We start from the raw sequence: 20,605 nt of genomic DNA, 5'->3' as shown, positions 1-20,605 counted from the left end.
CCGTGACTACGAGTCGATTTTTCAGAAAGTTTTACATTCAAAAGTATTATGGCGTTCGTATTTGTTGAGTGAGATATGAGTCGTTACCGCAGGCTCTCCCAACAGGGGTTGAGTCTCGCACTCGCGCTCATCGTGGTATTCTCGGTTATCGCAGGGCCAGTATCTGCGAGCGTCGGGACCACCACAGGTGAGGCACAACTGGGTGGACCGCCCGTTAACCAACTCGACACGGTCGACGACGACCAACTGACGCAGGCGTCGGAGAACATCAGCGTCTGGGACGGCGCGTTCCTGACGCTCCGGCCGGACACGACCGATTCCCGATTCGACTCGGCCGCGGCGTACCAGGTCCAGTCGACTAACACGTACGTACAGGTAGACGGGCAGGAACAGTCCCTCCGGAAGAACCCGATGTACGTGTACGACGTGGGACGGGAAGTCCCGTTCACGTTCTCCGGTTCGAGCGCCGGTGCTCCCCGAGCCATCCAAGACCAAGATGTCCAACTCGTCGCGGCCAAACTCGAACGAGGCGCGTCGGTTCCGCGGAGCATCTCCGGCGTCGCTGAGACGCTCACGAGCGACGACAGCGTGAGCGCCTCGGTCGTCAGCGAGACCACGGGAACGGAAAACGACAACTCGTTCGCGTTCACGCCCGACGAGTCCGGCATGTGGATGCTCGCCGTCGTCACCGTCGACGACGGGAGCGGCTTTTCGGACGCCGACGGCGACGGGAACCTCGAAACCGACGGCAACGTCACCTTCGTCGGCGTCGACGCCCTCCCGGTCCAGCAGGGGTCGTCGTCGGTGAGCACGCCGTCGCTCGCGGGCAACGGCCAGAACGTGACGGTCACCGTGGACGCCTCGTCGCTCGACGCGACCGAGGTCAGCCACACCGTCGCAATCTTCAACGAGTCTGACCTCTCGAACTACGAGCAGACCATCAACGCGACCGACCGGTCGAACATCGCGCTCGAAACGCAGATCGCGCGGGTGAACGGCACCGGAAAGCTGTCGACGGACGCGAACGTCATGGGCGTCACGCCCGGTTCGCGGTCGTTCGTCGGGAGCCAGACGGCGGTGTCGATTTTCGACCGCTTCAACGACAGCACGTCGCGGTTCGACGACGTGACCGTCGTCGACCCCGGCGCGACCGTCTACGGTTCGGTCGTGACCACGGTCGCGGGGAACCGGACGACAGTCGAGGTCCCCGTCCCCGACGGTGCCACGCCCGGCGACTACGTCGTGATGCACGTGGCGACGAACCTGTCGGGCACCGAGTCGGTGACGAACCGCGCGCCGCTGCAGGTCGCCCAGAGCGTCCAACTGAACCTGACGGCCAACACGACCACGCCCGTCGCGGGCGAGGACGTGGCGTTCACCGTCACGCGCGAGGACACCGGCGCGGCCGTGCAGAACGCGACGGTCACCGTCGGCGACACGACCGTCCAGACTGACGCCAACGGCGTCGCGGTCGCCACCGTCTCGACGGCCGGCGAGTACAACGCCACCGCGTCGAAGAACGCGACGAACGGCGAGGCGTTCGCCGACGCCACGCTCGCGCTCGACGTGTTCGAGCCGGCGACCTTCGAGTACAGCAACCTCACCGTCGAGCCCCAGCAGGTCCTTCCCGGGGGCGACGTGGTCGCCAACGCGACCGTCGAGAACGTCGGTGACGTCAACGGGAGCTACGAGGCGGCGCTCACCGTCGACGGCGAGGCGCAGTCGCCGTCCGACACCGGCGGGCTCCAGCCCGGCGAGTCGACCGAGGTGAGCTTCACGACCTCGTTCGACGACCCCGGAATCTACAACGTCTCCATCGACGAGCTCTCGACCGACGACGCCGAACTCGTCTCGCGGACCGTCCGCGTCATCTCGCCCGCGAACACGAGCGTGACCGACGTCAGCGTCGAGCCGACGAGCATCAACACGACCGAGCGGTACACCGTCTCGGCGACCGTCGAGAACACCGGTGGTCGCTCCGACCTGGTCCGGCTCACGTACACGACGACCGACGACGAGGGTAACACGGAGGTCTACAACACCACCCGAACCGTCGTCGTGGGGGCCGACTCCACGGTCACGCGGAACGTGACCGCGCTCGGCTCCGACGACGTCGGGAACTTCACCGTCGCCGTCAACGGCGTCGAGGCCGACTCGACGCTGACGGTCACGAGGCGCGACCGGCTCCCGCCGCACGTCACGCTTCCGGAACCCGCACAGGGTGCGGTACCCTTCGGAACGGACCTCACGCTCAACGTGGGCGACGAGTCGAACATCCGTCGTGCGACCTACAACTTCGGTAACGGACCGCAGCCGCTCTCGCTCGACGCAGACGGCAGCGCGACCGTCCCGACGGACGAACTCGACGAGGGACGGACGACGCTGACGGTCAACGCGACCGACGCGGTCGGGAACACGATCACCCGGACGTTCACGTTCGACTTCGTCTCCTCGCCGCGCGTCACGAGCGTCGCGCCGACCGACGTCGCCGGCCCGTCGAGCACCATCACGGCGTCCTTCGCGGACGACCGCAACGGTGCGGCGGAGTCCGGAATCAACGCCAGCGCGACGACGCTCGTCGTCGACGGCACGACCGTCGATCTCTCGGGCGCGACGACGAACGACAACTCGACGCTCGAAATCAACGTCTCCGAACTCGGCGTCTCGCTCGACGAGGGGCCGACGACCGCGAGACTGACCGTCGTCGACGAGGCCGGCCACGCCACCTCGCGGCTGTTCGAGTTCGAGTACGACGAGACCGCGCCGACCGCGAGTCTCGCGCTCGACCCCGACTACGTCGAGGACGACGAGGACGTGAGCGCGAACAACCCCATCGACATCACGCTCGACAGCGCCGACGACAACCTCGAATCCGCGGCGTTCGTCGTCCGTAACGACGACGGGGACGAGGTGTACACGCGCGACGTGACCTCGCTCGCCCGCTCGACCGGCGAGTTCGAAATCGAGTGGGACGGCACGAACGACGACGGCGAGACCGTCTCCAGTTGTTCCTACAACCTCACGCTCGTGGGCACGGACGCCGGCGGGAACATCGGCGTCGACAACGCCACGGTCTGCGTGGACAACGAGGAGCCGACCTACGACGTGTCGGCCGTCGACGGGACGACCGACGACGTCCACACGAACGGCAGCGTCGACGTCACCTACAGCACCTCGGAGAGCGTCACCGTCGAGTACGCGTTCGAGTCCGACTCGGGCGTGACGGCGACGTTCGAACGGACGCCCGACCAGGGGACCGGAAACCACACGCTCGACGTGGCGTCGGCGCTCCCCGACGGGAACTACACGATGACGGCGACCGCCACCGACCTCGGTGACAACGACGTCACCGTGGAACGGAGCGCCCCCGTCGTGGTCGACACGACCGACCCCGGACTCACCGCGACGCTCAACACGACCGCGTCCGGTAGTCTCTCGGTCACCGTGGCGAGCACGGAATCGCTCGCCGGCACTCCCGACGCGACACTCACCGACCCGAACAGCGACGTCGAGTCGCTGAACCTCACGGAGCAGGACTCGACGACGTGGACCGCCGAACTCGACACGGCCGAGTCCGGCGAGTACGAACTCGACGTGACTGGGACCGACCTCGCCGGCAACACGGCGAGCGACTCCAGTACGGCGAACGTCACGAGCCACAACTTCTCGGAGGAGTCGTCGGTGCTGCTCGTGAGCGCGAGCGGCGACACGTTCATTCGAATCAACGCCAGCGACGACGCGGACCTGCCCGCCGGGCAGACCGTCGTCACGCTGACGGACACGAACGTCCCGCCGAACGCGCTCTCGCAGGGCACGGCGGCGACGAAGTACCTCGAAGCCAACGCCGGACTCACCGAAGACCAGATCGAGAGCGTAACCTACGGCTTCAGCGAAAACCTCGACACCACCGGCAACGGCTTCTACATCGTCTACATCGAGCGCGGCGGCACCCGAGTGCTGCCGACGACGCTGCAGACCGACCCGGTCCCGGGCGTCACGGGCGACTACTACGTGGCGACCCGAACCGGCCTGTCGACCTACGGCGCGGTCGAAAACGACACCGAAGCGCCGACCATCAGCTACGACGACCCGACGGAGGGCGCTGCGTTCTCCGAGGTCAACAACACGGTGTCGGTGAACGCGACGCTCTCCGACAACGTGGAGGTCAACGCGTCTACGGTGTCGGTGACGCTCGACAGCGACGGACAGGTCAGCGACATGGACGTGACCGACGACGCGACCGTCACGAACGAGTCGGTCAACTACACCACGTCCGCGCTCCCGCCGGCGAACTACACCGTCACCGTCGAGGCGTCAGACACGAACCTGACCGCCAACACGGCGACAGAGCAGGTCAACTTCACCGTGCGGGACGACCGCGAATCGCCGACGGTCACGTCTATCGGCCCGGCCGACGGCACGACCTTCCCGTTCGGAACCGACGCGGTGGAACTCAACGCGACCTACGAGGAGGCGAGCGACGCGGTGAACGACACCGGCATCGACACGGAGAACGTCACCGTCCTGTACGACGGACAGGACATCACGTCCGCGACGACGCTCGATTCGACCGGGTTCAACACGACCGTCGCGGTTGGCGACAACGAGACGCACAACCTGACGGTTCGCGTGCCCGACGGGGCCGGCAACGCGGCCGTCCGCACGACGAACTTCAGCGTCGCGGGTGACGACGTCGAACCGGCGGTCGAGATTTCGACCCCCGCCGAGGGCGACGAACTCTCGAACACGACGACCTCGGTCAACGTGACCGCGAGCGTCGACGACGCCGAAAGCGGCGTCAACCTCAGCAGCGTGACCGTCACCTTCGACGGGACCGACGTCACGAGCGAGGCGAACCTCGACGACCTCTCGAACGTCCGGCTCAACGAGACCGGTCTCGAACCGGGCACCAACCACACGGTGTCCGTCTCGGCGGCCGACGAGAGCGGGAACGAGAACGCCTCGACGGTGAACTTCACCGTCGCGCCCGACCTGACGGCACCGAACGTCACGCGGGTCAGTTCCCAGAACGCCACCTTCGAGAGCAGTGCCGACTTCTCGGTCGAAGTGAACTACACCGACCCCGAGAGCGGCATCGACGCCTCCGCGGTGACGCTTCTGGTCGACGGCGAGGACGTGACCGACGACGCGACGGTGTTCCCGAACCCCGGCGCGACGCTCGAACTCAACTCGTCCGAGATCGACTCGGGCGAACACCAACTCAGCGTTCGCGTCACCAACAACAACGGCGACACGACCACGAACGACACGACGTTCTCGGTCAATCAGGGTCCGGACATCGCAGTGACGTCCGTCGAACTCAACGCGACCAGCGTGCAGACCGGTGACCCGGTCGAGGTGACCGCGCGGGCCGAGAACTTCGGCGACGAGTCCGGTTCGCTCGACGTCGGCGTCACCGGCACCAGTCAGGCTGGCACCACCGACTTCGGCGTCACGAAGCCTGTGGCCCTCGCCGCCGGTGCGAACCAGTCCGTGAGCTTCGTCATCGAGCCGACGAACGCGGGCACCTACACCGTCGCGGTCAACGGTACGACAGCGACGAACGCGCTCGACGTGAGTTCGCCGACCGCCGACATCCAACTGCTCAGCGACTCGTCGGTCAGTCCGACGTCGCTCGTCGACGGCGAGCAGGCGACCGTCACGGTCAAACTCGGCAACCTCGGCGGCGCGAGCGGCAACGTCTCCGGCACCGTGACCCGGAACGGGACGGCGGTCGGGAACATCTCGACCTCGCTCGCCTCCGGCGCACAGCGGACGTTCACCTTCACCGACACCCCGCCGGGAACCGGCGATTACGTCTACGCGTTCGACGGCACGACCATCGACACGGTCTCCGTCTCGGAGCGTGCCCCGGCGTTCAGCATCGACGCGGGCGCGAGTTCCATCTCGCAGGCGACCGTGGACACCGACGAGACGTTCACGGTCAGGGTGCGCGTGAACAACACCGGCACCGCGGAGGGGACGTACACCAGAGCGCTTACGGCCGGCAGTACGACGCTGGCCACCGAGAGCGTCACCGTCGGCCCCGGCTCCTCCGGCACGCTGACGTACTCCGTCTCCATCGATGACGCCGGCACGTACGACCTGCAGGTCGACGGCGTCACGATCGGCAGCATCACCGTCGAAGAGGCGAACGTCGGCGGCGGCGGCGGTGGCGGTGGCGGCGGCGGTAGCGGCCTCCCCCACGACGACACGACCGACAGCGACCGGCTGTTCTCGGCTCGCGGCTTCGACGCCCAGTTCGACGGCGGACAGGGCGTCTCCGCGGTGAGCATCACGTTCAGCCAGCAGACGACCGGCGAGGTCATCGTCAGCGAACGCTCGGGAGTCCCCGGCAGCGTGGGACAGCCCGGCGGCACGGCCGTCAGCTACGTGCGCATCGACGTTCCCGACAGCGCGCGCGACCGCCAGTCGACCCTCCGGTTCACCGTCAGACAGAGCCGGCTCGACGAACTCGGCATCGAGTCGTCCGACCTCGTGGTCCGGCGGTTCAACGAGGACGCCGGTTCGTGGGAAGACCTCGAAACCCGCGTCGTCAACAGCGGTGACGGCGCGGTCGTCATCGAGGCCGACACGCCCGGCTTCTCGTACTTCGCCGTGACGTCGCGGCAGGTCGTCACGACGACGCCGACCGACGACGACGACGCGACGACGACGCCGGCCGACGACGACACCACCACGGCGTCCAGTACGCCCGGCTTCGACGACGACACGACGACCGCCGCGAGCAGCACGACGGATTCCCCGATTCCCGGATTCGGCGCGGCGCTCGCCGTGGTCGCGCTCCTCGCGGCCGCGCTCCTCGCGGTCCGCCGGAACGACTAACGACCGCGCCGCGCGGTTCGTCTCTCCTTCATCTTTCGACCCGACCAGCGACGCCCGCGGATAGTGCGACGAACTGCCTACAAGCTTTTACCACAGGTGGGCAAAACGAACGATGATGCTACGACCTCGCGTCTCGATCTCCGTTCTCGTGGTCACCGCGATGCTTCTCGCGGCCGTCGCGCCCCCGGCCGTGGGGGCCAACGGCGACTACGATATCGATATCGACGGCTCCATCGACACCGTCGACAGAACCGTCTCGACCTCGCAAGGCGAGTTCACCGTCACCCAAGTCGGCCGCGCCGACGCCGGCGACACCGTTTCGGTCTCCGTGGACGCGCCGAGCGGCAGCAACTACACGATCACGATTCTCGACTCCGAACAGCGAATCCGGCGGTCCGCGCCCGCGACCGGCGACGCGACCGAAGAGTTCGGAACCGGTGGACTCGAACCCGGAACCTACGCCGTCGTGGTCGGCAACCAGTCGACCGAGGAAGTCTACGCCGGCGAACCCCTCGTGATTCGCGCCTACGCGGTCTCGACACAGGCCGCCGAGAGCGTCGAGCGGTCCGACGACCTCGACGTGACCGTCGAACTCGACGAGGTCGAGTCGGGCGAATCCGCCGAGGCCGTGCAGGTCGTCCTCGCGGACGACTCCGAGAACGTCCGCGTCGACGCCTCGTCGGTCAACGACACGCACTACTCGGCGTCCGTCTCCACCGACGACTTGGACGCCGGCGACTACTCGCTGTACGCGGTCGTCCGCGGCGACGACCAGGCGCTCGGCGAGGACGAACTCATCGGCGTGAGCGACGCCTCGACGGTCGAAGTGACCGAACAGTCGTCAGACTCGGACGACACGGCGACGCCCGACGACGACGATGACGACGACGGTGACACGGACGACACCGCGACGACCACGTCCGACTCCGACGACACGTCGACGTCGGCGACCGACACCGCCGACTCGACGGACGACTCCTCCGACTCGACGGACGACTCCTCCGACTCGACGGACGACTCCTCCGATTCGGCGGACGACTCCTCCGATTCGACGGACGACTCCACCGACTCGACGGCGACCACGACGACCGACAGCGTCGTGACGCCCAGCGAGTCCACGACGGCGACGGCCCAGACGACGACCTCTTCGGAAGTCCCGAACACGGCACCGTACCTCCTGTTCGGCGCGCTCGTCGTCTTCGCGGTCGGTCGGCGACTCGTCAGCTAATCGGAACCCGCGTCACCCGCCGCTTTTCTTCGCCGCCCCGCTGGTCTAGCGCTCCGCTCGCGCTCGCCGACGGTCGAGTCGGTTGATCAGCCAGATGCCGAACGCGACGACCGCGAGCGCGTACTGGAGGTTGTACCGCGGGTCGCCCAGCGATTCGAGGACGCGGACCCACGGCGGAATCGAGTCCGCGGGGTAGTCGGTCGCCGGGAACAGGGGCCACAGGAGGAACTGCATCGCGCTCCAGTCGCCGGCGAGAAGCGCCCGGTAGGTGTCGCCGAGGTAGTGCGAGAGCGTCGCGACGACGAGGGCGGTCGCGTGCTCGTCGTAGCCCAGCCGATAGCCGACGCCGACGATGACGACGAGGACGGGCAGCATCACGAGAAGCGAGTGACCGAGCGAGCGGCCGCTGACGAGGACGCCGTAGTACGCGAGCGGTTTGTCGATGAGGTCGGGCAACTGCGAGCCGACGAGCGCGGCGGCCAGCGTCCACTCGGTCGGAAGCGGGCGGCGACGGCCGACCCGGAAGAGCGCGACCGAGAGATATCCGAGGGCGAGGTGGCCGATTGGGAACACTACCGAGGTGGACGACGCCGAGGCTATTCAACCGTGGGGACGACGCGAGCCGACGCCGCCCCGCGAATCTGGACGTTCGTCGAGTCGCGTCGGCGTCGCCCCGCCGGCGCGGCGACCACGCACCAAGTATATGTCACGTCGGGGACCACGTGGCAGTATGTCTGATTCGGTCTCCGAACACCGTCCTCCCGCCGCGGCGGACTCGGCGGCGACCCTCCGCTGCGAGCGGGTCGTCCGCGAGTACACCCGCGGCTCCGACTCGTTTTTCTCCCGCGGGTCCGACGCCCCGACGGTCCGCGCGCTCGACGGCGTCTCGATTTCGGTCTCGACGGGCGAGTTCGTCGCCATCGCCGGCCCGAGCGGGAGCGGCAAGTCCACGCTGTTGCACCTCCTCGCCGCGCTCGACACGCCCACCCGCGGCGACGTCCGCGTCGCGGGCACCGACGTCCGGTCGCTGTCGAACCGCGGGCGGACGAAACTCCGCCGGGACACCATCGGCATCGTCTTCCAGCACTTCCACCTGCTTCCCTCGCTTTCGGCCCGCGGCAACGTCGCGCTCCCGCTCATCGAGCGCGGCGTGTCGAAGCGCGACCGACGCGCCCGCGCCGAGGACCTCCTCGAACAGGTAGGGCTCGGCGACCGCGCCGGCCACAAGCCGGGCGAACTCTCCGGCGGCGAGCAACAGCGCGTCGCCATCGCCCGCGCGCTGGTCTCCGACCCCGCGGTGCTCATCGCCGACGAGCCGACCGGCGAGTTGGACACCGAGACGGGCCAGCGCGTCCTCGACTACATCGAACAGACCGCCACGGAGCGGGCGGTCGTCGTCGCCACGCACGACGAACACGTCATCGAGCGGGCCGACCGCGTCGTCCGCCTCCGCGACGGCCACGTGGTGAGCGATGGCTAGGCGACACCGGCTGTTCGGCGTCGTCGGCCTCGCGGGCCGGCGCGTCCTCGGTCGGCTGCGGACCACCTCCTCGAAGCAGGTGCTGTTGAGCGTCCTCGGCGTCGCCCTCGCCGTGACGCTCATGACGACCGTCAGCGGCATCGCCCTCGGCCTCGGCGCGGAAAACGCCATCCAGAGCGAGGGCGTCGACTACTGGGTCGTCCCCGAGGCCAGCACGGCCTCGTCGGTCGCCGTCTCGGTCGGCGGCCCCCAACTCGGCGACACCCACGCGATAACCGACCGGCTCGCCCGCGACGACCGGGTGGACTACGCCACGCCGGTCCAGACGCAGTTGGTGACGCTCGCGCCCGAAGACGGCTCGACCGACGAGTACGTCCTCGCGGCGGGCATCATCCCGCCCGAGGAACCGACCTCGGTCGTCGGCGTCTCGACGGCGTCGCTCGCGCCGGGGGACCCCCACTACGCGAACGGGAGCTACGACGGCCCCCGAACCGGCGAACTCGTCCTCAACGACGCCGCCGCGGAGCTGCTCGGCGTCTCGGCCGGCGACGAGGTGACCGCGAGCGTCGGCGGCTCGCGGGCCGCGTTCACCGTCGCCGACGTCCGCGAGGGGTCGCTGTCGTCGGGCGTCGGGCCCGTCCCGGTCGCGCTCGTCCACCTCTCGGAACTGCAGACGATGACCGGAGCCACCGAGGGTGACCTCGCGGACCAACTGCTCGTCAGCACCGACTCGGCGGGCGTTCGGTCCGACATCGAGACGCTCTACCCGCGGACCTCGGTCGTCACGCAGACCGGTCTCGCCGTCCGCGGCGCGTCGACCTCAAGCCTCCCGCTGGCGATGGCCGCCGTCTCGCTCGTCGTCGCCGTCCTCGTCGGCGTCCTGTTCGTCGCCACGATGATGGGGCTCGAAGTCAACGCGGACCGCCGCAATCTCGCCGTGCTCTCGGCGATGGGCTACCGGACGAGTTCGCAGATGCTGCTCGTCGTCGCCGAGACGGTGGTCGTCGCCACCGTCGGCGGCGTCGTCGGCGTCGCGGCCGGCATCGGCGGCATCCACCTGACGAACGCCATCACGCGGGAGCTACTCGGGGTGCAGGTCGCGCTGTTCGACCCGGTGCTCGTCGGCTACAGCGTCGCGGTCGCGGCGCTCATCGGCCTCGTCTCCTCGGTGTACCCGGCGTGGCTCACCTGGCGGACGCCCACTCTGGAGGCGATGTCGCATGACTGAGGACGCCGACTCGAACCGGGGTTCGGACGCGACGGCGAACGGGAACCGTCGGGCGACCCCGAAGTCGTCGCGGTTCCCGCGGCTCTCCCGCGTCCGCGCGTCGGCGGGAATCGCGTTCTCGCAGCTCTCTCACGCCCGCGGGCGGACGGTCCTGACCGTCCTCGGTATCACGCTCGCGGTCCTCGCGGCGACGCTCTTGGCGGGGACGGGAATCGGCGTGATGCAGACGGGCCAACAGCAGTTCGACGCGGCGGGCCGCGACGTGTGGATTACCGGCGGTCCGGTCCGGTTCTCGCCGACCGGCGTCGGCGGCTTCGAGAACACCATCGTCGACGCCCACGGGTTAGACGCCGAGCTGGAGGCCCGCGAGGACGTGAAACTCGTCACGCCGATGTCGTTCCAGACGGTGTACGTCAGGTCCAACGAGTCCGACTACGAGACGCTCGTCGGCGTCGGCGCGCCCGCCCGCGGCGGGTCGGTCCAGATTACGAACGGCACGGGGTTCAATCAGACGGACGTCCACTACGCCGGCGGCAACTACACCGGGCCGATGACTCACGAGGTCGTCATCGACCAGCGGACCGCCGAGATGATGAACGTCTCCGTCGGCGACTCGCTGTACGTCGGCGGCACCACGGGCATCGCCCGCGAAAACGAGTTCACCGTCGTCGGTATCTCGCCGACGTTCTCGCGGTTCCTCGGCACGCCGAGCGTCGTGGTCCACCTGAGCGAGCTTCAGGAGGTGACGGGCTCGACCGGCGCGGACACGGCCACGCTCATGACGCTCACCGTCGCCGACGGGGCCGACCCCGAGGCGGTCGCCGCCGACATCCAAGCGGACTATCCGGACTACGACGTGCGGACGAATCAGGAACAGCTCGCGGAGATTCTGCGCGACCAGGCGGTCATCATGGCCGCCGGCGGGAGCCTCGTCTTCCTCGCGCTCCTCGCGGGGCTGGCGCTCAGCGTGAACGTCCTGCTGTCGCACGTCTACCACCAAACGCGGGAGCTCGCCGCGCTGAAGGCGCTCGGCACGTCGTCGTCGACGCTGTCGCTGACGCTCGCGGCGCAGGCGCTCGTCCTCGGGACGCTCGGCGGCCTGCTCGGGGTGGCGCTTTCGTTCCCGGCGGCGGGCGGCCTGAACCGACTGGCCCGGCTCCTCGTCGGCTTCGGCGACGTGGTCGTCCTCCCGGAGACGGTCCTCGTCGGCGGCTTCGCCATCGCGTTCGTGATGAGCCTCGTCTCGTCGCTCGCGGTCAGCCGGCAGATAGCCGGCATCCGACCGCTCGACCACCTGTAGTCGCGGCGGGGCGTCCGGGGGTCGACCGACCCCCGCAAGCGATAGTTTAGTTATCCCGCCCCGTCCACGACCGTACATGGCAACGGCACGACGCGAGCGGTTCGTCCGCGCCCAACTCGCTTGGATGCTCGGCGCGACCCTCGTCTTGGTCCTCCTCGACGCGCTGTCCTACGAGTTGGTGTTCGTCGTGTCCCTCATCGGCTTCCTCGTCGTCGTCGAACTCACCGCGCCGGTCGCGGTGACGCCCGCGTGGCGGCGACGGCTCCTGTGGCTCATCGGCGGCGGCCTCGTCGCCTTCGGCTACATCGTGGTCAGACGCGTCCTCGACATCCTCCCGCCGGGGGTGTTCTGAGTGCGTCTCGGCTCCCGCGAGGTCGGCTATCCGCACCTGTTGGCCGCGGCGCTCCTCGTCGCGATGCTCGTCGGCGTCGGCGTCGGCGCGGGCACCTCGTCGTCCACCTACGGCGCGTTCAACGCCGCGTGGGACGGCGGCTCCGGCGTCCGCGGGGTCGCGGCCGACGCGGGCGCAGAGACCGAGGTCGTCTACAACACCACCGAGTACGACGCGGTCGACCCGGCGGGCACCGTCGCGTTCGTCATCTCGCCCGAACGGGGTTACACCGACGCCGAGGCCGCCCGCATCGAGTCGTTCGTCCGCGCCGGCGGGACCGTCGTCGTCGCCGACGACTTCAGACCGCACGGCAACGACCTGCTCGCCCGACTGGGCGCGTCGGCGCGCATCGACCGGACGCCGCTCCGCGACGATCGCCACCAGTACCGCTCCGGCGCGCTCCCGGTCGCCACGCGCGTCGCCGCCGACCCGCTGACCCGAAACGTGACGCAACTCACGCTGAACCACCCGGCGACGGTGACGGCGAACGAGAGCACCGTCCTCGTCCGCTCGTCGAACTTCTCGTATCTCGACCGCGACGACGACGGCGAACTGGACGACGCCGAGACGCTCCGGTCGCATCCCGTCGTGACCACGGAGCGCCTCGGCGCGGGCGACGTGGTCGTCGTGAGCGACCCGAGCGTGTTCATCAACGCGATGCTCGACCGGCCGGACAACCGGGCGTTCGCGGCGGCGCTCGCGGCCGACCGACAGACCGTCGTGTTGGACTTCTCGCACGCCGAGGAGCGCCCGCCCCTGCAGGTCGCGCTTCGGGCGCTCCGGGGGTCGGCGGGACTGCAACTCCTGTTCGGCGGCCTCGCCGTCGGCGGGGTCGCGCTCGTCGCCCGTCGAGGCGCTCGGCATGCTCGCCGCGGTCGGCCCGCCGCCCGCCTCGCCGGGCGACCGAGACCGCAGTTATATGTGGCCGCCGTTCCGAGTGAGTGCTATATGAGTGCTCCCGAAGAGGTCTACGAGGCCATCCTGGACGAGACGTCGCAACTCCTCGTCGGGAACGAAGACGCGATGGAGGCGCTCACCATCGCGTTACTGACGAACGGGCACGTCCTCCTCGAAGGGGTTCCGGGCGTGGCCAAGACGACGATTGCCAACCTGTTCGCGCACGCCGCGAACCTCGACTACCAGCGGATTCAGATGACGCCCGACGTGCTGCCGGCCGACATCACGGGCACTCACATCTACCGCGAGAACCTCGGCGAGTTCGAACTCCAGCGGGGGCCGGTGTTCTCGAACGTCGTCCTCGCCGACGAGATAAACCGGGCGACGCCGAAGACCCAGTCCGCGCTCCTCGAAGCGATGGAGGAGGGGCAGGTGACAATCGAGGGCGAGACGCTCAAGCTCCCCTACCCGTTCATGGTCGTCGCCACGCAGAACCCCATCGAGTACGAGGGGACGTTCAACCTCCCGGAGGCCCAGCGCGACCGCTTCCAGTTCAAGGTCGTCGTCGACCTCCCGGAGCGGGCCGAAGAGCGGGAGATTCTCGAACGGTTCGACCGCTCGCCGTCGCTCAAGCCCTCGGACATCTCGAACGTCATCGACGACGCCGACATCGGGAAGGCCCGACAGGTCGTCACGGACGTCCACGTCGACGACAAGGTGTTCGACTACATCCTCGACCTCGTCGGCGCGACGCGGACGCACGCCGCGGTCGATTTCGGCGCGTCGCCCCGCGCCTCGCTGGCCTTCCTGCGGGCCGGCAAGGCCGCCGCGGCGATTCGCGGCCGCGACTACGTGATTCCGGACGACGTGAAGCGACTGGCTCCCATCATCATGTCGCACCGCCTCGTCCTCGGGACCGAGGCGGACATCAGCGGGCGCGACCCCCGGGACGTCGTCGAGGAGGTCGTCGACACCGTGCCGACGCCCGAAGTCAGTCTCGACGGGTCGACGACGCCCTCGGTCGTGGGCGACGACGACTGAGCGCGACCCGGCGACCTATCGGCGCTCGTCGGCTTCTGCTTCTCCGGTCACCGATTCTTCGGCCTCGTTTCCCGTCTCCGACGCCGCGTCGGCTGACGGCTCATCGCTGTTGCCGTCGCCGTCCCTATCGCCGTCACTGTCTTCGACCTCCCACCGGCAGGTGACGGCGAAGTCCATCTCCTCGCCGGCGGCGACCTCGGTGACGACCGGCGCGTCGAGGCCGTGAGCGACGACCACGGCGACGAACGACGCGACGGGCGTGTCGAACGTCTCGGCCGAGGCGAACCGGCAGTCCTCGACGCGGACCGTCAGGCGACCGTCCGCGGCGTCCGTCTCGGCGGTCGCGGTCTCGGCGAGTTCGAACAGTTCCACGAGGGCGTCGGTCGCCTGTCGCGCCAGCGCGTCGGGGTCGTCGCCGAGCGGGCCGTCGAGGCTCCGTGCGAACTCGTCGAACAGGCCGCCGCCGCTCGGGTCGAACGCGACGCCGCGGGCGTCGTCGTCGTCGGTGACGACGAAGGTGTCGCGGAGCGCCTCGGCGTCGGGGAGCGCGTAGTCGCGGTGCTCCGGGACGAACAGGCGAACGCCGTCGCGGTCGGCGTCGGGGACGTAGACGGCCGCGTCCTGCAGGCCGAGTTCGTCGACGACGGCGGCGTGGTTGCGCGCGTGCGCGCCGAACACGGCCGACCCGACGCCGACGGGGATGAACCGCTCGGGGCTCAGATAGCGCGTCACCGCGGCGGCGAACAGCCCGATAGCGCCGAGGACGACGAGCGTCTCCCGGACGGGCGGAAACAGCGCGCCGCCGAGCAGGCCGGCGACGCCGAGCGCGGCCAGCGCGACGGCGGTCTGTCGGTATCGGCCCCTTCTGAGCTCCTCGTAGCGCTGTCTGAGTCGGGCGTTCTCGCGCCGGAGGTCGACGAGTTCGGCGCGGGCGCTCCCCGCCTCGTCGGCGTCCGGTCGACGCTCGCCGCCGTCGTCGGTCGCGGCCGAAACGACGGCGCGGGCTTCACCGTTCAACGCCGACTCCCGGTTCCGCTCGCGGGCGTCGTCCGCGCTCATCGCTCGGCCTCCGTCGCGCCGACGAGGCCGAGCGCGACGCGCTCGTAGCGGTGGAGTCCGTAGGCGACCGCCGCCGCGAGGACGGCGGCGACCAGCGCGGCCTGCCACGCCCACCGGAGCGTCGTCCAGAGCGCCCACGCGACCCCGAGGGCGACGACGTAGCCCGCCGCCAGTCGAGCGAGCCGAGCGCGGTCCGGCGGCCACGCGCACGCGGCGCTCGCGAGGAGCGGGAACGCGGCGAGATGCGCGGCTCCGACCGCGACGAGACCCGCGTCTCCGAACAGCGAGACGGCGGTCAGTTGAGCGACGACGAACGCGAGCGGCCCCTCGCTCGCCGCCGCCGCGGCGAGGACGAGGACGCCCCCGGCGACGCCCCACAGCCCGTCCGTCAGGCTCACCGCGAGGGTGAAACAGAGGACGCCCGCCGCGTCCATCGGTGTGAGTTCGTTCGCGTCCAACACGGTTCGAATCGTCCGTTCGCTCTGGTTCACAGGTGTCTCCATCGGTGTTCACTCCGCTGCGGTGGCCCGTCCCGTCGCCAGTTCAATCGAGCCCTTCGGGGCGACCTCGTAGGCGGTGACGTTCGGCAGGCGTTCGAGGCGCTTTCTGAACTCCTCGAAGGCGACGAACCCGGTCGCGTCGCCCGCGCCGCCCGCGTCGACGGTCTCGCCTTCGGCCGCGTCGTCGAAGAACGTCGTCGGCGTGAGGAAGACGCTCGTCTGACTGGTCCGCTTCGACGCGACGACGACCGCCTCGTACGTCTCGACTTTCGCCGAGTCGTCCGTCACGAGCACGAGGTGGTCCTGTCGGTCAGACCGCGAGCACGCGGACTTCACCGCGTCGAAAAGCGGCCGGTCGCTGACCCGCGAGACGTAGCTCTCGCCGTCTTTGAGGTACGGGCGGAGCGTCTCCGCGAACGCCGAGTCGTCGCCGTCGAGGCGGCGGCTCCGCTTGCGGGCGTCTTCCGGCGCGACCGGCCGGGACGCGCCGACCGGGCGGTGCGGGCTGGCGGTCGGCGCTATCGAGAGCAGTCGCCGCCGGACCGTCTGGTAGGCGTTCGACGACGAGGAGGGGCCGAACTCCCACGTCGTCGCGGCGTCCCCGACGAACTGCGCCGAGACGGGGTCCGCGTGGGACTCCGCGGCGTCGACGAGGCCGAGCGCGACCTCGCGCGCGTACGACAGCATCGTTCGCCCGGTCGGCCCGCGGTTCATGTGCGACCCGCAGTCGACCACGAGCGACAGCAGGTAGTCGGACTCCGATTCGAACTCGCGGATGTACGGGTGGTTCATCCGCGCGGTGGTCTTCCAGTCGACCTGCGAGAGCGTGTCGCCGGGGAGGTACTGCCGGGTCTCGTGGGGGACGTGGCCTGGGCCGGTCTGGTCGCTGGCGTGGTCGCCGAAGGTCGCGCCGACCAGTTCGCCGCCGCGGCCGACGTGGATGCCCTCGGGGGCCGGCGGTTCGACCAGACAGCGGGCGTCGAGGTCGAGCGTCACCGTCTCGGTGAAGAGGCCGGCGCGGCCCTCGATGTCGACGGCGGCCTCGTCGAACGCGATTCGACCGGCGACGGGGAACTCGACACTGCACGTGACCGACCCCTCGGTGTCGCCGGGGTCGAACGCGACCGCCCGGCGGGACCGCTCCGGCGCGTTCACGCTCGGCGGCGCGACGAGTTCGACCCTGACCGGCGCGTCGACGGCCTCGGGCAGCGACGCCGTCAGCGTCACCGCGGCGCGGTCGCCGACGGAGACCGACGTGGGGTCGACCGAGACGGTCGCCGAGAGGTCGCGGTCGACCGCCCGCATCGTCCTGACGGCGTCGACCTGCGCGACGACGAGCCACGCGGCGAGGCCGCAGGCGGCGACGAGCGGCGTCGGTTCGTCGAGAACGACCGCGTAAACGGCGAGAAAGCAGGCGACGCCTGCGAGCGCGGCCCACCGGCGGGTCGGAAGCATCGTGGATTCGATTCGTGCCGGCCAAGTTGAATGTTTGTGTTGGCGCGGGCCGCTGTCGGCCGCGTGGCCCCCGACGAGTCGGGGCTGACCCGAGGGGTCAATCAACCGTTAAATCGGTTGTTAACCCCGCGCAGTCTGCGAATCACGTGACTCGCCCGTCCGCGGAGCGTCAGCCGAATGCCAAAACCCATTAGCTCCCCCCGTCTGGCTACGGGTAGTGCGTGGAGAATCGGGCCGCCCCGCGCGGTTGCTTTGGACGATGTTCGTCGTCGCCTGTCTCGTCGCGACAGCGCCCGTGACCGTGGTTTCCGCGGGCGCGGTTCCCGCTGCGTCCGGGGACGGGGCGGCCGCACCGGCGTCTCTCGGCCCGGACACCGGCCGCGTTTCGGCGCTCGGGCCGGCCGCGGGGCCGCCGCGACAGACCGCCAACGAGACGAACAACAGCACCGGCGTCCTCCACGAGAACCCCGACGAGGTCGGCGACGAGAACGAACTCGACCGCCTGCTTTCGTACCTCTCGGGCGAGCTCAACGGCGACATCAGCGCGAGCAGCCTGCGACTCAGCCGAGGCGAGTACGAGGCCGCGAGGGCGGCGCTCGGCGACGACTACGACGACTCGCTGGCCAAGTACGTCGACGTTGAGGGCGAGGCCGGCGGCGACGGCGCGGGCGAGGAGTACCGCACCGTCGGGGAGACCCAACGGGAGTACGTCGACACCGTCAGCGAGTTCCGCGAGACGCGCCGCGAGTACGAGGCGGCGAGGCAGGCGGGAGACGACGAGCGCGCCCGCGAACTCGCCCGCGAACTGACGCGCCTCGCCGAGGACGGCGAAACGCAGTCCGACCGACTGTTGGCGGCGTTCGACGCGATTTCGAACCGAACCGACAGCGACCTGACCGACAGCAGCGCCCAAATCGAGGCGGTGCAGGCGAACGTCTCCGAACGGCGCGAGGAGATCGTCTCCCGCGAGTTCGTCGCCACCCGTCTCGGCGTCGACGACTACGACCGGGACATCTCCTTTGTCGACCCGCTCGTCCTCTCGGGGTCGCTCGTCGCAGATAACGGCACGCCGGTACAGGCGACGACCGCCCGCTTCGCGGTCGGCGGGCAGACGGTTCGAGCCGCGGTCGACGCCGACGGCTCGTTCGAACTGACCTACCGGCCGACGCGAATTCCGGCCGGTACCTCGTCGCTCGTGGTCCGGTACCTCCCGAACGACACGTCGATGTATCAGGCGACGGAGCGGGCCGTCCCCGTCGCCGTCTCGCAGGTGAACGCGACCGCGGACCTCTCGGAGCCGTCCGCGTCGCCCTACGGCTACGCCGACGCCGTCTCGGCCCGCGCGACGATTCGCGTGAACGGGTCGCCGGTGACCGACTACCCGCTTTCCGCGACGTTCGCCGGGTCGCCGGCGACCGCGGCGGCGACGGACGCGAGCGGCCAGTCGACCGTCGGCCTCGCGTTCTTGCTTTTCGCCCCCGGCTACGCGCTCATCGCGGCGCTGTTCCCCGAGCGCGGCCCGCCGATAGACGCCGATGAGGGCCACGAGCGGATTGACGGTATCGACGGCATCGAGCGGGTGGCGCTGTCGTTCGGGACGAGCATCGCGGTCGTCCCGCTTTTCGGTCTCGTCCTCAACTTCACGCCGTGGGGGATTCGACTCGTTCCCATCCTCGTCGTCGTGTGCGGCTTCGCGCTCGTCGCCACGGCGTTCGCGGCGGCCCGGCGGTCGGCGCTCCCCGAGGACGAGCGGCTCGTGGTCCCGTACGAGCGCTGGGTCGCCGCCGCGCGCGACGAACTGTTCGAGCCGGCGTCGCGGACGGACGCGATGCTGAACGTCGTCCTCGTGGTGAGCGTGGTCCTCGCGTCCGCCAGCGTCGGCTACGCGGTGGCGGTGCCGAAAAACGGCGAGTCGTTCACCGAGCTGTACCTCCTGACCCAAGACGGTGACAGCGAACTCACCGCCGACAGCTACCCGGAGGAACTCGTCCGCGGCGAGTCCGCGTCGCTCGTCCTCGGCGTCGGCAATCGGGAACATCGGGCGATGAACTACACCGTCGTCGCGATGCTCCAGCGCGTCGAGGTGTCGAACAACTCGACGACCGTCGTGGAGTCCGAGCGGCTCCGGACGTTCACTCCCCGGCTCGAACGCAACGAGACGTGGCACGAGCCACACGAGGTTCGCCCGACGATGACGGGCGAGCGCCTGCGACTGACGTACCTCCTCTACGAGGGCGCGCCGCCGGCGTCGCCGACGGTCGACAACGCCTACCGGGAGGTCCACCTCTGGGTGACAGTTCGCGAGAACTGACGGCCGAACTCGACCGCGGTCGGGCGGCGCGCGGTTTCCCAGCCCGCTGACGTTTCTCTGTATCTCTCCGAAATCCGTGAGAACCGGAGCGTAGCTCGTGTAAATCGCTTGTGTTCTAGTTTTATCATCTCTGATAATCCATAAGTAACGTTTAGGGTGTTGCACCCCAAGCTTTTGCCAGCGAGGCCACAATGCGAGACTCTGGAAGGACGGTATCCCGCCGCGGCGGCCGAGGTCCGAAGATAGAACGCATCGCGGACCGGTACGGGCTCGACGGCCTCGGCGACGACCTCGTCGACGCGTGGCTCGGCGAGGGGCGACCACAACGGAGCCTCCGCGAACTGGAAGGCGACGTGAACGAGCGACTCGTCCGGGCCGCGCTCGACGAGGCCGGCGCGCACGTCCTCGAAGGGGAGGCGGAGAACTTCTACCGACTCCTGACGAGCGACGACGTGACCGCGGGGAGCCGCACCGACGCGCGGAACACGCTCCGCGAGCGCGGCGTCGATGTCGAGCAGTTAGAGGCCGACATCATCTCCTACCAGTCGGTGTACAACTACCTCAAGCGACACCGAAACGTCGAACGCGACGACACCGACGACGAGACGGATGCGACCGAGTCGGGACTCGCGACGGTTCGAAAGCTCCGGTCCCGACTTCGCACCGTGACTATCGACGTTATCGACCGCCTAGTGAAGGCCGAGGAGGTCTTCATCGGCGCGTACGAGGTCGAAGTCGACATCAGAGTCACCTGTACCGACTGCGACACGCGAATGACCCCGACGGCGCTCCTCTCATCCGGGCACTGCGACTGCGACCACGACGGAGACGAGTAGCGGTTCGGGCTCTCCAACACACCAACATCCGAC

General features: G+C 69.3%; 13 protein-coding genes and 1 pseudogene. 10 read left to right on the top strand and 4 right to left on the bottom strand.

Going from position 1 to position 20,605, the window contains the following annotated elements; all coding sequences use genetic code 11:
* The first annotated feature begins 132 nt into the window (after nt 1-132).
* Both BN996_RS00290 and BN996_RS00285 read left to right on the top strand, forming a co-directional pair.
* Entirely contained in the window at nt 133-6,846 is a 6,714-nt protein-coding gene (locus BN996_RS00290) for a PGF-pre-PGF domain-containing protein (RefSeq protein ID WP_089777274.1), read from the top strand.
* Nucleotides 6,847-6,958: 112 nt separating this feature from the next.
* Entirely contained in the window at nt 6,959-8,074 is a 1,116-nt protein-coding gene (locus BN996_RS00285) for a cell surface protein (RefSeq protein ID WP_089776684.1), read from the top strand.
* A 45-nt stretch (nt 8,075-8,119) separates the two neighbouring features.
* Here BN996_RS00285 and BN996_RS00280 read toward each other — a convergent pair whose 3' ends face one another.
* The gene (locus BN996_RS00280; protein WP_089776683.1) at nt 8,120-8,647 is read right to left on the bottom strand and encodes a metal-dependent hydrolase; all 528 of its coding nucleotides are present in this window, start codon (nt 8,645-8,647) and stop codon (nt 8,120-8,122) included.
* A gap of 157 nt (nt 8,648-8,804) precedes the next feature.
* Between BN996_RS00280 and BN996_RS00275 the strand changes: the two genes are divergently transcribed.
* The 6 genes and pseudogenes from BN996_RS00275 to BN996_RS00250 all read left to right on the top strand — a co-directional run bounded on the left by BN996_RS00275 (nt 8,805) and on the right by BN996_RS00250 (nt 14,411).
* Nucleotides 8,805-9,554 carry an ABC transporter ATP-binding protein gene (locus BN996_RS00275; protein ID WP_089776682.1) on the top strand — a complete coding sequence of 250 codons (750 nt, stop codon included), beginning with the start codon at nt 8,805-8,807 and terminating at the stop codon, nt 9,552-9,554.
* Complete coding sequence (locus tag BN996_RS00270) at nt 9,547-10,782, top strand: FtsX-like permease family protein (protein WP_089776681.1); 1,236 nt, start codon at nt 9,547-9,549, stop codon at nt 10,780-10,782. Before BN996_RS00275 ends, BN996_RS00270 begins: the two co-directional genes overlap by 8 nt.
* A complete protein-coding gene (locus BN996_RS00265; protein WP_089776680.1) occupies nt 10,775-12,082 on the top strand; it encodes an ABC transporter permease in 1,308 nt (435 codons plus the stop codon). The genes BN996_RS00270 and BN996_RS00265 overlap by 8 nt, the downstream gene beginning before the upstream one ends.
* 76 nt (nt 12,083-12,158) lie before the next feature.
* Nucleotides 12,159-12,434, top strand: a complete 276-nt coding sequence (locus BN996_RS00260) for a DUF8044 family membrane protein (RefSeq protein WP_089776679.1) — start codon at nt 12,159-12,161, stop codon at nt 12,432-12,434.
* Nucleotides 12,435-13,328, top strand: a pseudogene (locus BN996_RS20715) (DUF4350 domain-containing protein); the annotation flags it as partial.
* A 93-nt stretch (nt 13,329-13,421) separates the two neighbouring features.
* Nucleotides 13,422-14,411, top strand: a complete 990-nt coding sequence (locus tag BN996_RS00250) for an AAA family ATPase (protein WP_089777273.1) — start codon at nt 13,422-13,424, stop codon at nt 14,409-14,411.
* Nucleotides 14,412-14,426: 15 nt separating this feature from the next.
* Here BN996_RS00250 and BN996_RS00245 read toward each other — a convergent pair whose 3' ends face one another.
* The 3 genes from BN996_RS00245 to BN996_RS00235 are packed head-to-tail and all read right to left on the bottom strand — an operon-like array spanning nt 14,427 to nt 17,425.
* Nucleotides 14,427-15,470, bottom strand: a complete 1,044-nt coding sequence (locus BN996_RS00245) for a DUF7982 domain-containing protein (protein WP_089776678.1) — start codon at nt 15,468-15,470, stop codon at nt 14,427-14,429.
* Nucleotides 15,467-15,961, bottom strand: a complete 495-nt coding sequence (locus BN996_RS00240) for a DUF8163 family membrane protein (protein WP_089776677.1) — start codon at nt 15,959-15,961, stop codon at nt 15,467-15,469. The genes BN996_RS00245 and BN996_RS00240 overlap by 4 nt, the downstream gene beginning before the upstream one ends.
* An 18-nt stretch (nt 15,962-15,979) precedes the next feature.
* Nucleotides 15,980-17,425, bottom strand: coding sequence for a DUF58 domain-containing protein (locus BN996_RS00235; protein ID WP_089776676.1), 1,446 nt, complete (start codon nt 17,423-17,425; stop codon nt 15,980-15,982).
* 1,369 nt (nt 17,426-18,794) lie between these two features.
* On the opposite strand from BN996_RS00235, the gene BN996_RS20760 reads away from it, so the two are divergent.
* A complete protein-coding gene (locus tag BN996_RS20760) occupies nt 18,795-19,736 on the top strand; it encodes a DUF1616 domain-containing protein (RefSeq protein ID WP_394326161.1) in 942 nt (313 codons plus the stop codon).
* Between the two features lie 191 nt (nt 19,737-19,927).
* Nucleotides 19,928-20,572 (top strand): rod-determining factor RdfA, encoded by a 645-nt coding sequence (gene rdfA / locus BN996_RS00225; RefSeq protein ID WP_089776674.1) that lies wholly within the window; start codon nt 19,928-19,930, stop codon nt 20,570-20,572.
* The last annotated feature ends 33 nt before the right edge of the window (nt 20,573-20,605 follow it).

Source organism: Haloferax massiliensis, assembly GCF_001368915.1.
Taxonomy (GTDB): domain Archaea; phylum Halobacteriota; class Halobacteria; order Halobacteriales; family Haloferacaceae; genus Haloferax; species Haloferax massiliensis.
The sequence above is the reverse complement of the archived record's forward strand: the minus strand, read 5'-3'. Positions and strand labels throughout refer to the sequence as shown.

Excerpts from the sequence above, each read along its gene's own strand:
- BN996_RS00275 (WP_089776682.1), top strand. The coding sequence starts at position 8,805 with ATGTCTGATTCGGTCTCCGAACACCGTCCTCCCGCCGCGGCGGACTCG.
- BN996_RS00270 (WP_089776681.1), top strand. The coding sequence starts at position 9,547 with ATGGCTAGGCGACACCGGCTGTTCGGCGTCGTCGGCCTCGCGGGCCGG.
- rdfA (WP_089776674.1), top strand. The coding sequence starts at position 19,928 with ATGCGAGACTCTGGAAGGACGGTATCCCGCCGCGGCGGCCGAGGTCCG.
- BN996_RS00265 (WP_089776680.1), top strand. The coding sequence starts at position 10,775 with ATGACTGAGGACGCCGACTCGAACCGGGGTTCGGACGCGACGGCGAAC.
- BN996_RS00245 (WP_089776678.1), bottom strand. The coding sequence starts at position 15,470 with ATGAGCGCGGACGACGCCCGCGAGCGGAACCGGGAGTCGGCGTTGAAC.
- BN996_RS00260 (WP_089776679.1), top strand. The coding sequence starts at position 12,159 with ATGGCAACGGCACGACGCGAGCGGTTCGTCCGCGCCCAACTCGCTTGG.
- BN996_RS00285 (WP_089776684.1), top strand. The coding sequence starts at position 6,959 with ATGATGCTACGACCTCGCGTCTCGATCTCCGTTCTCGTGGTCACCGCG.
- BN996_RS00235 (WP_089776676.1), bottom strand. The coding sequence starts at position 17,425 with ATGCTTCCGACCCGCCGGTGGGCCGCGCTCGCAGGCGTCGCCTGCTTT.
- BN996_RS00250 (WP_089777273.1), top strand. The coding sequence starts at position 13,422 with ATGAGTGCTCCCGAAGAGGTCTACGAGGCCATCCTGGACGAGACGTCG.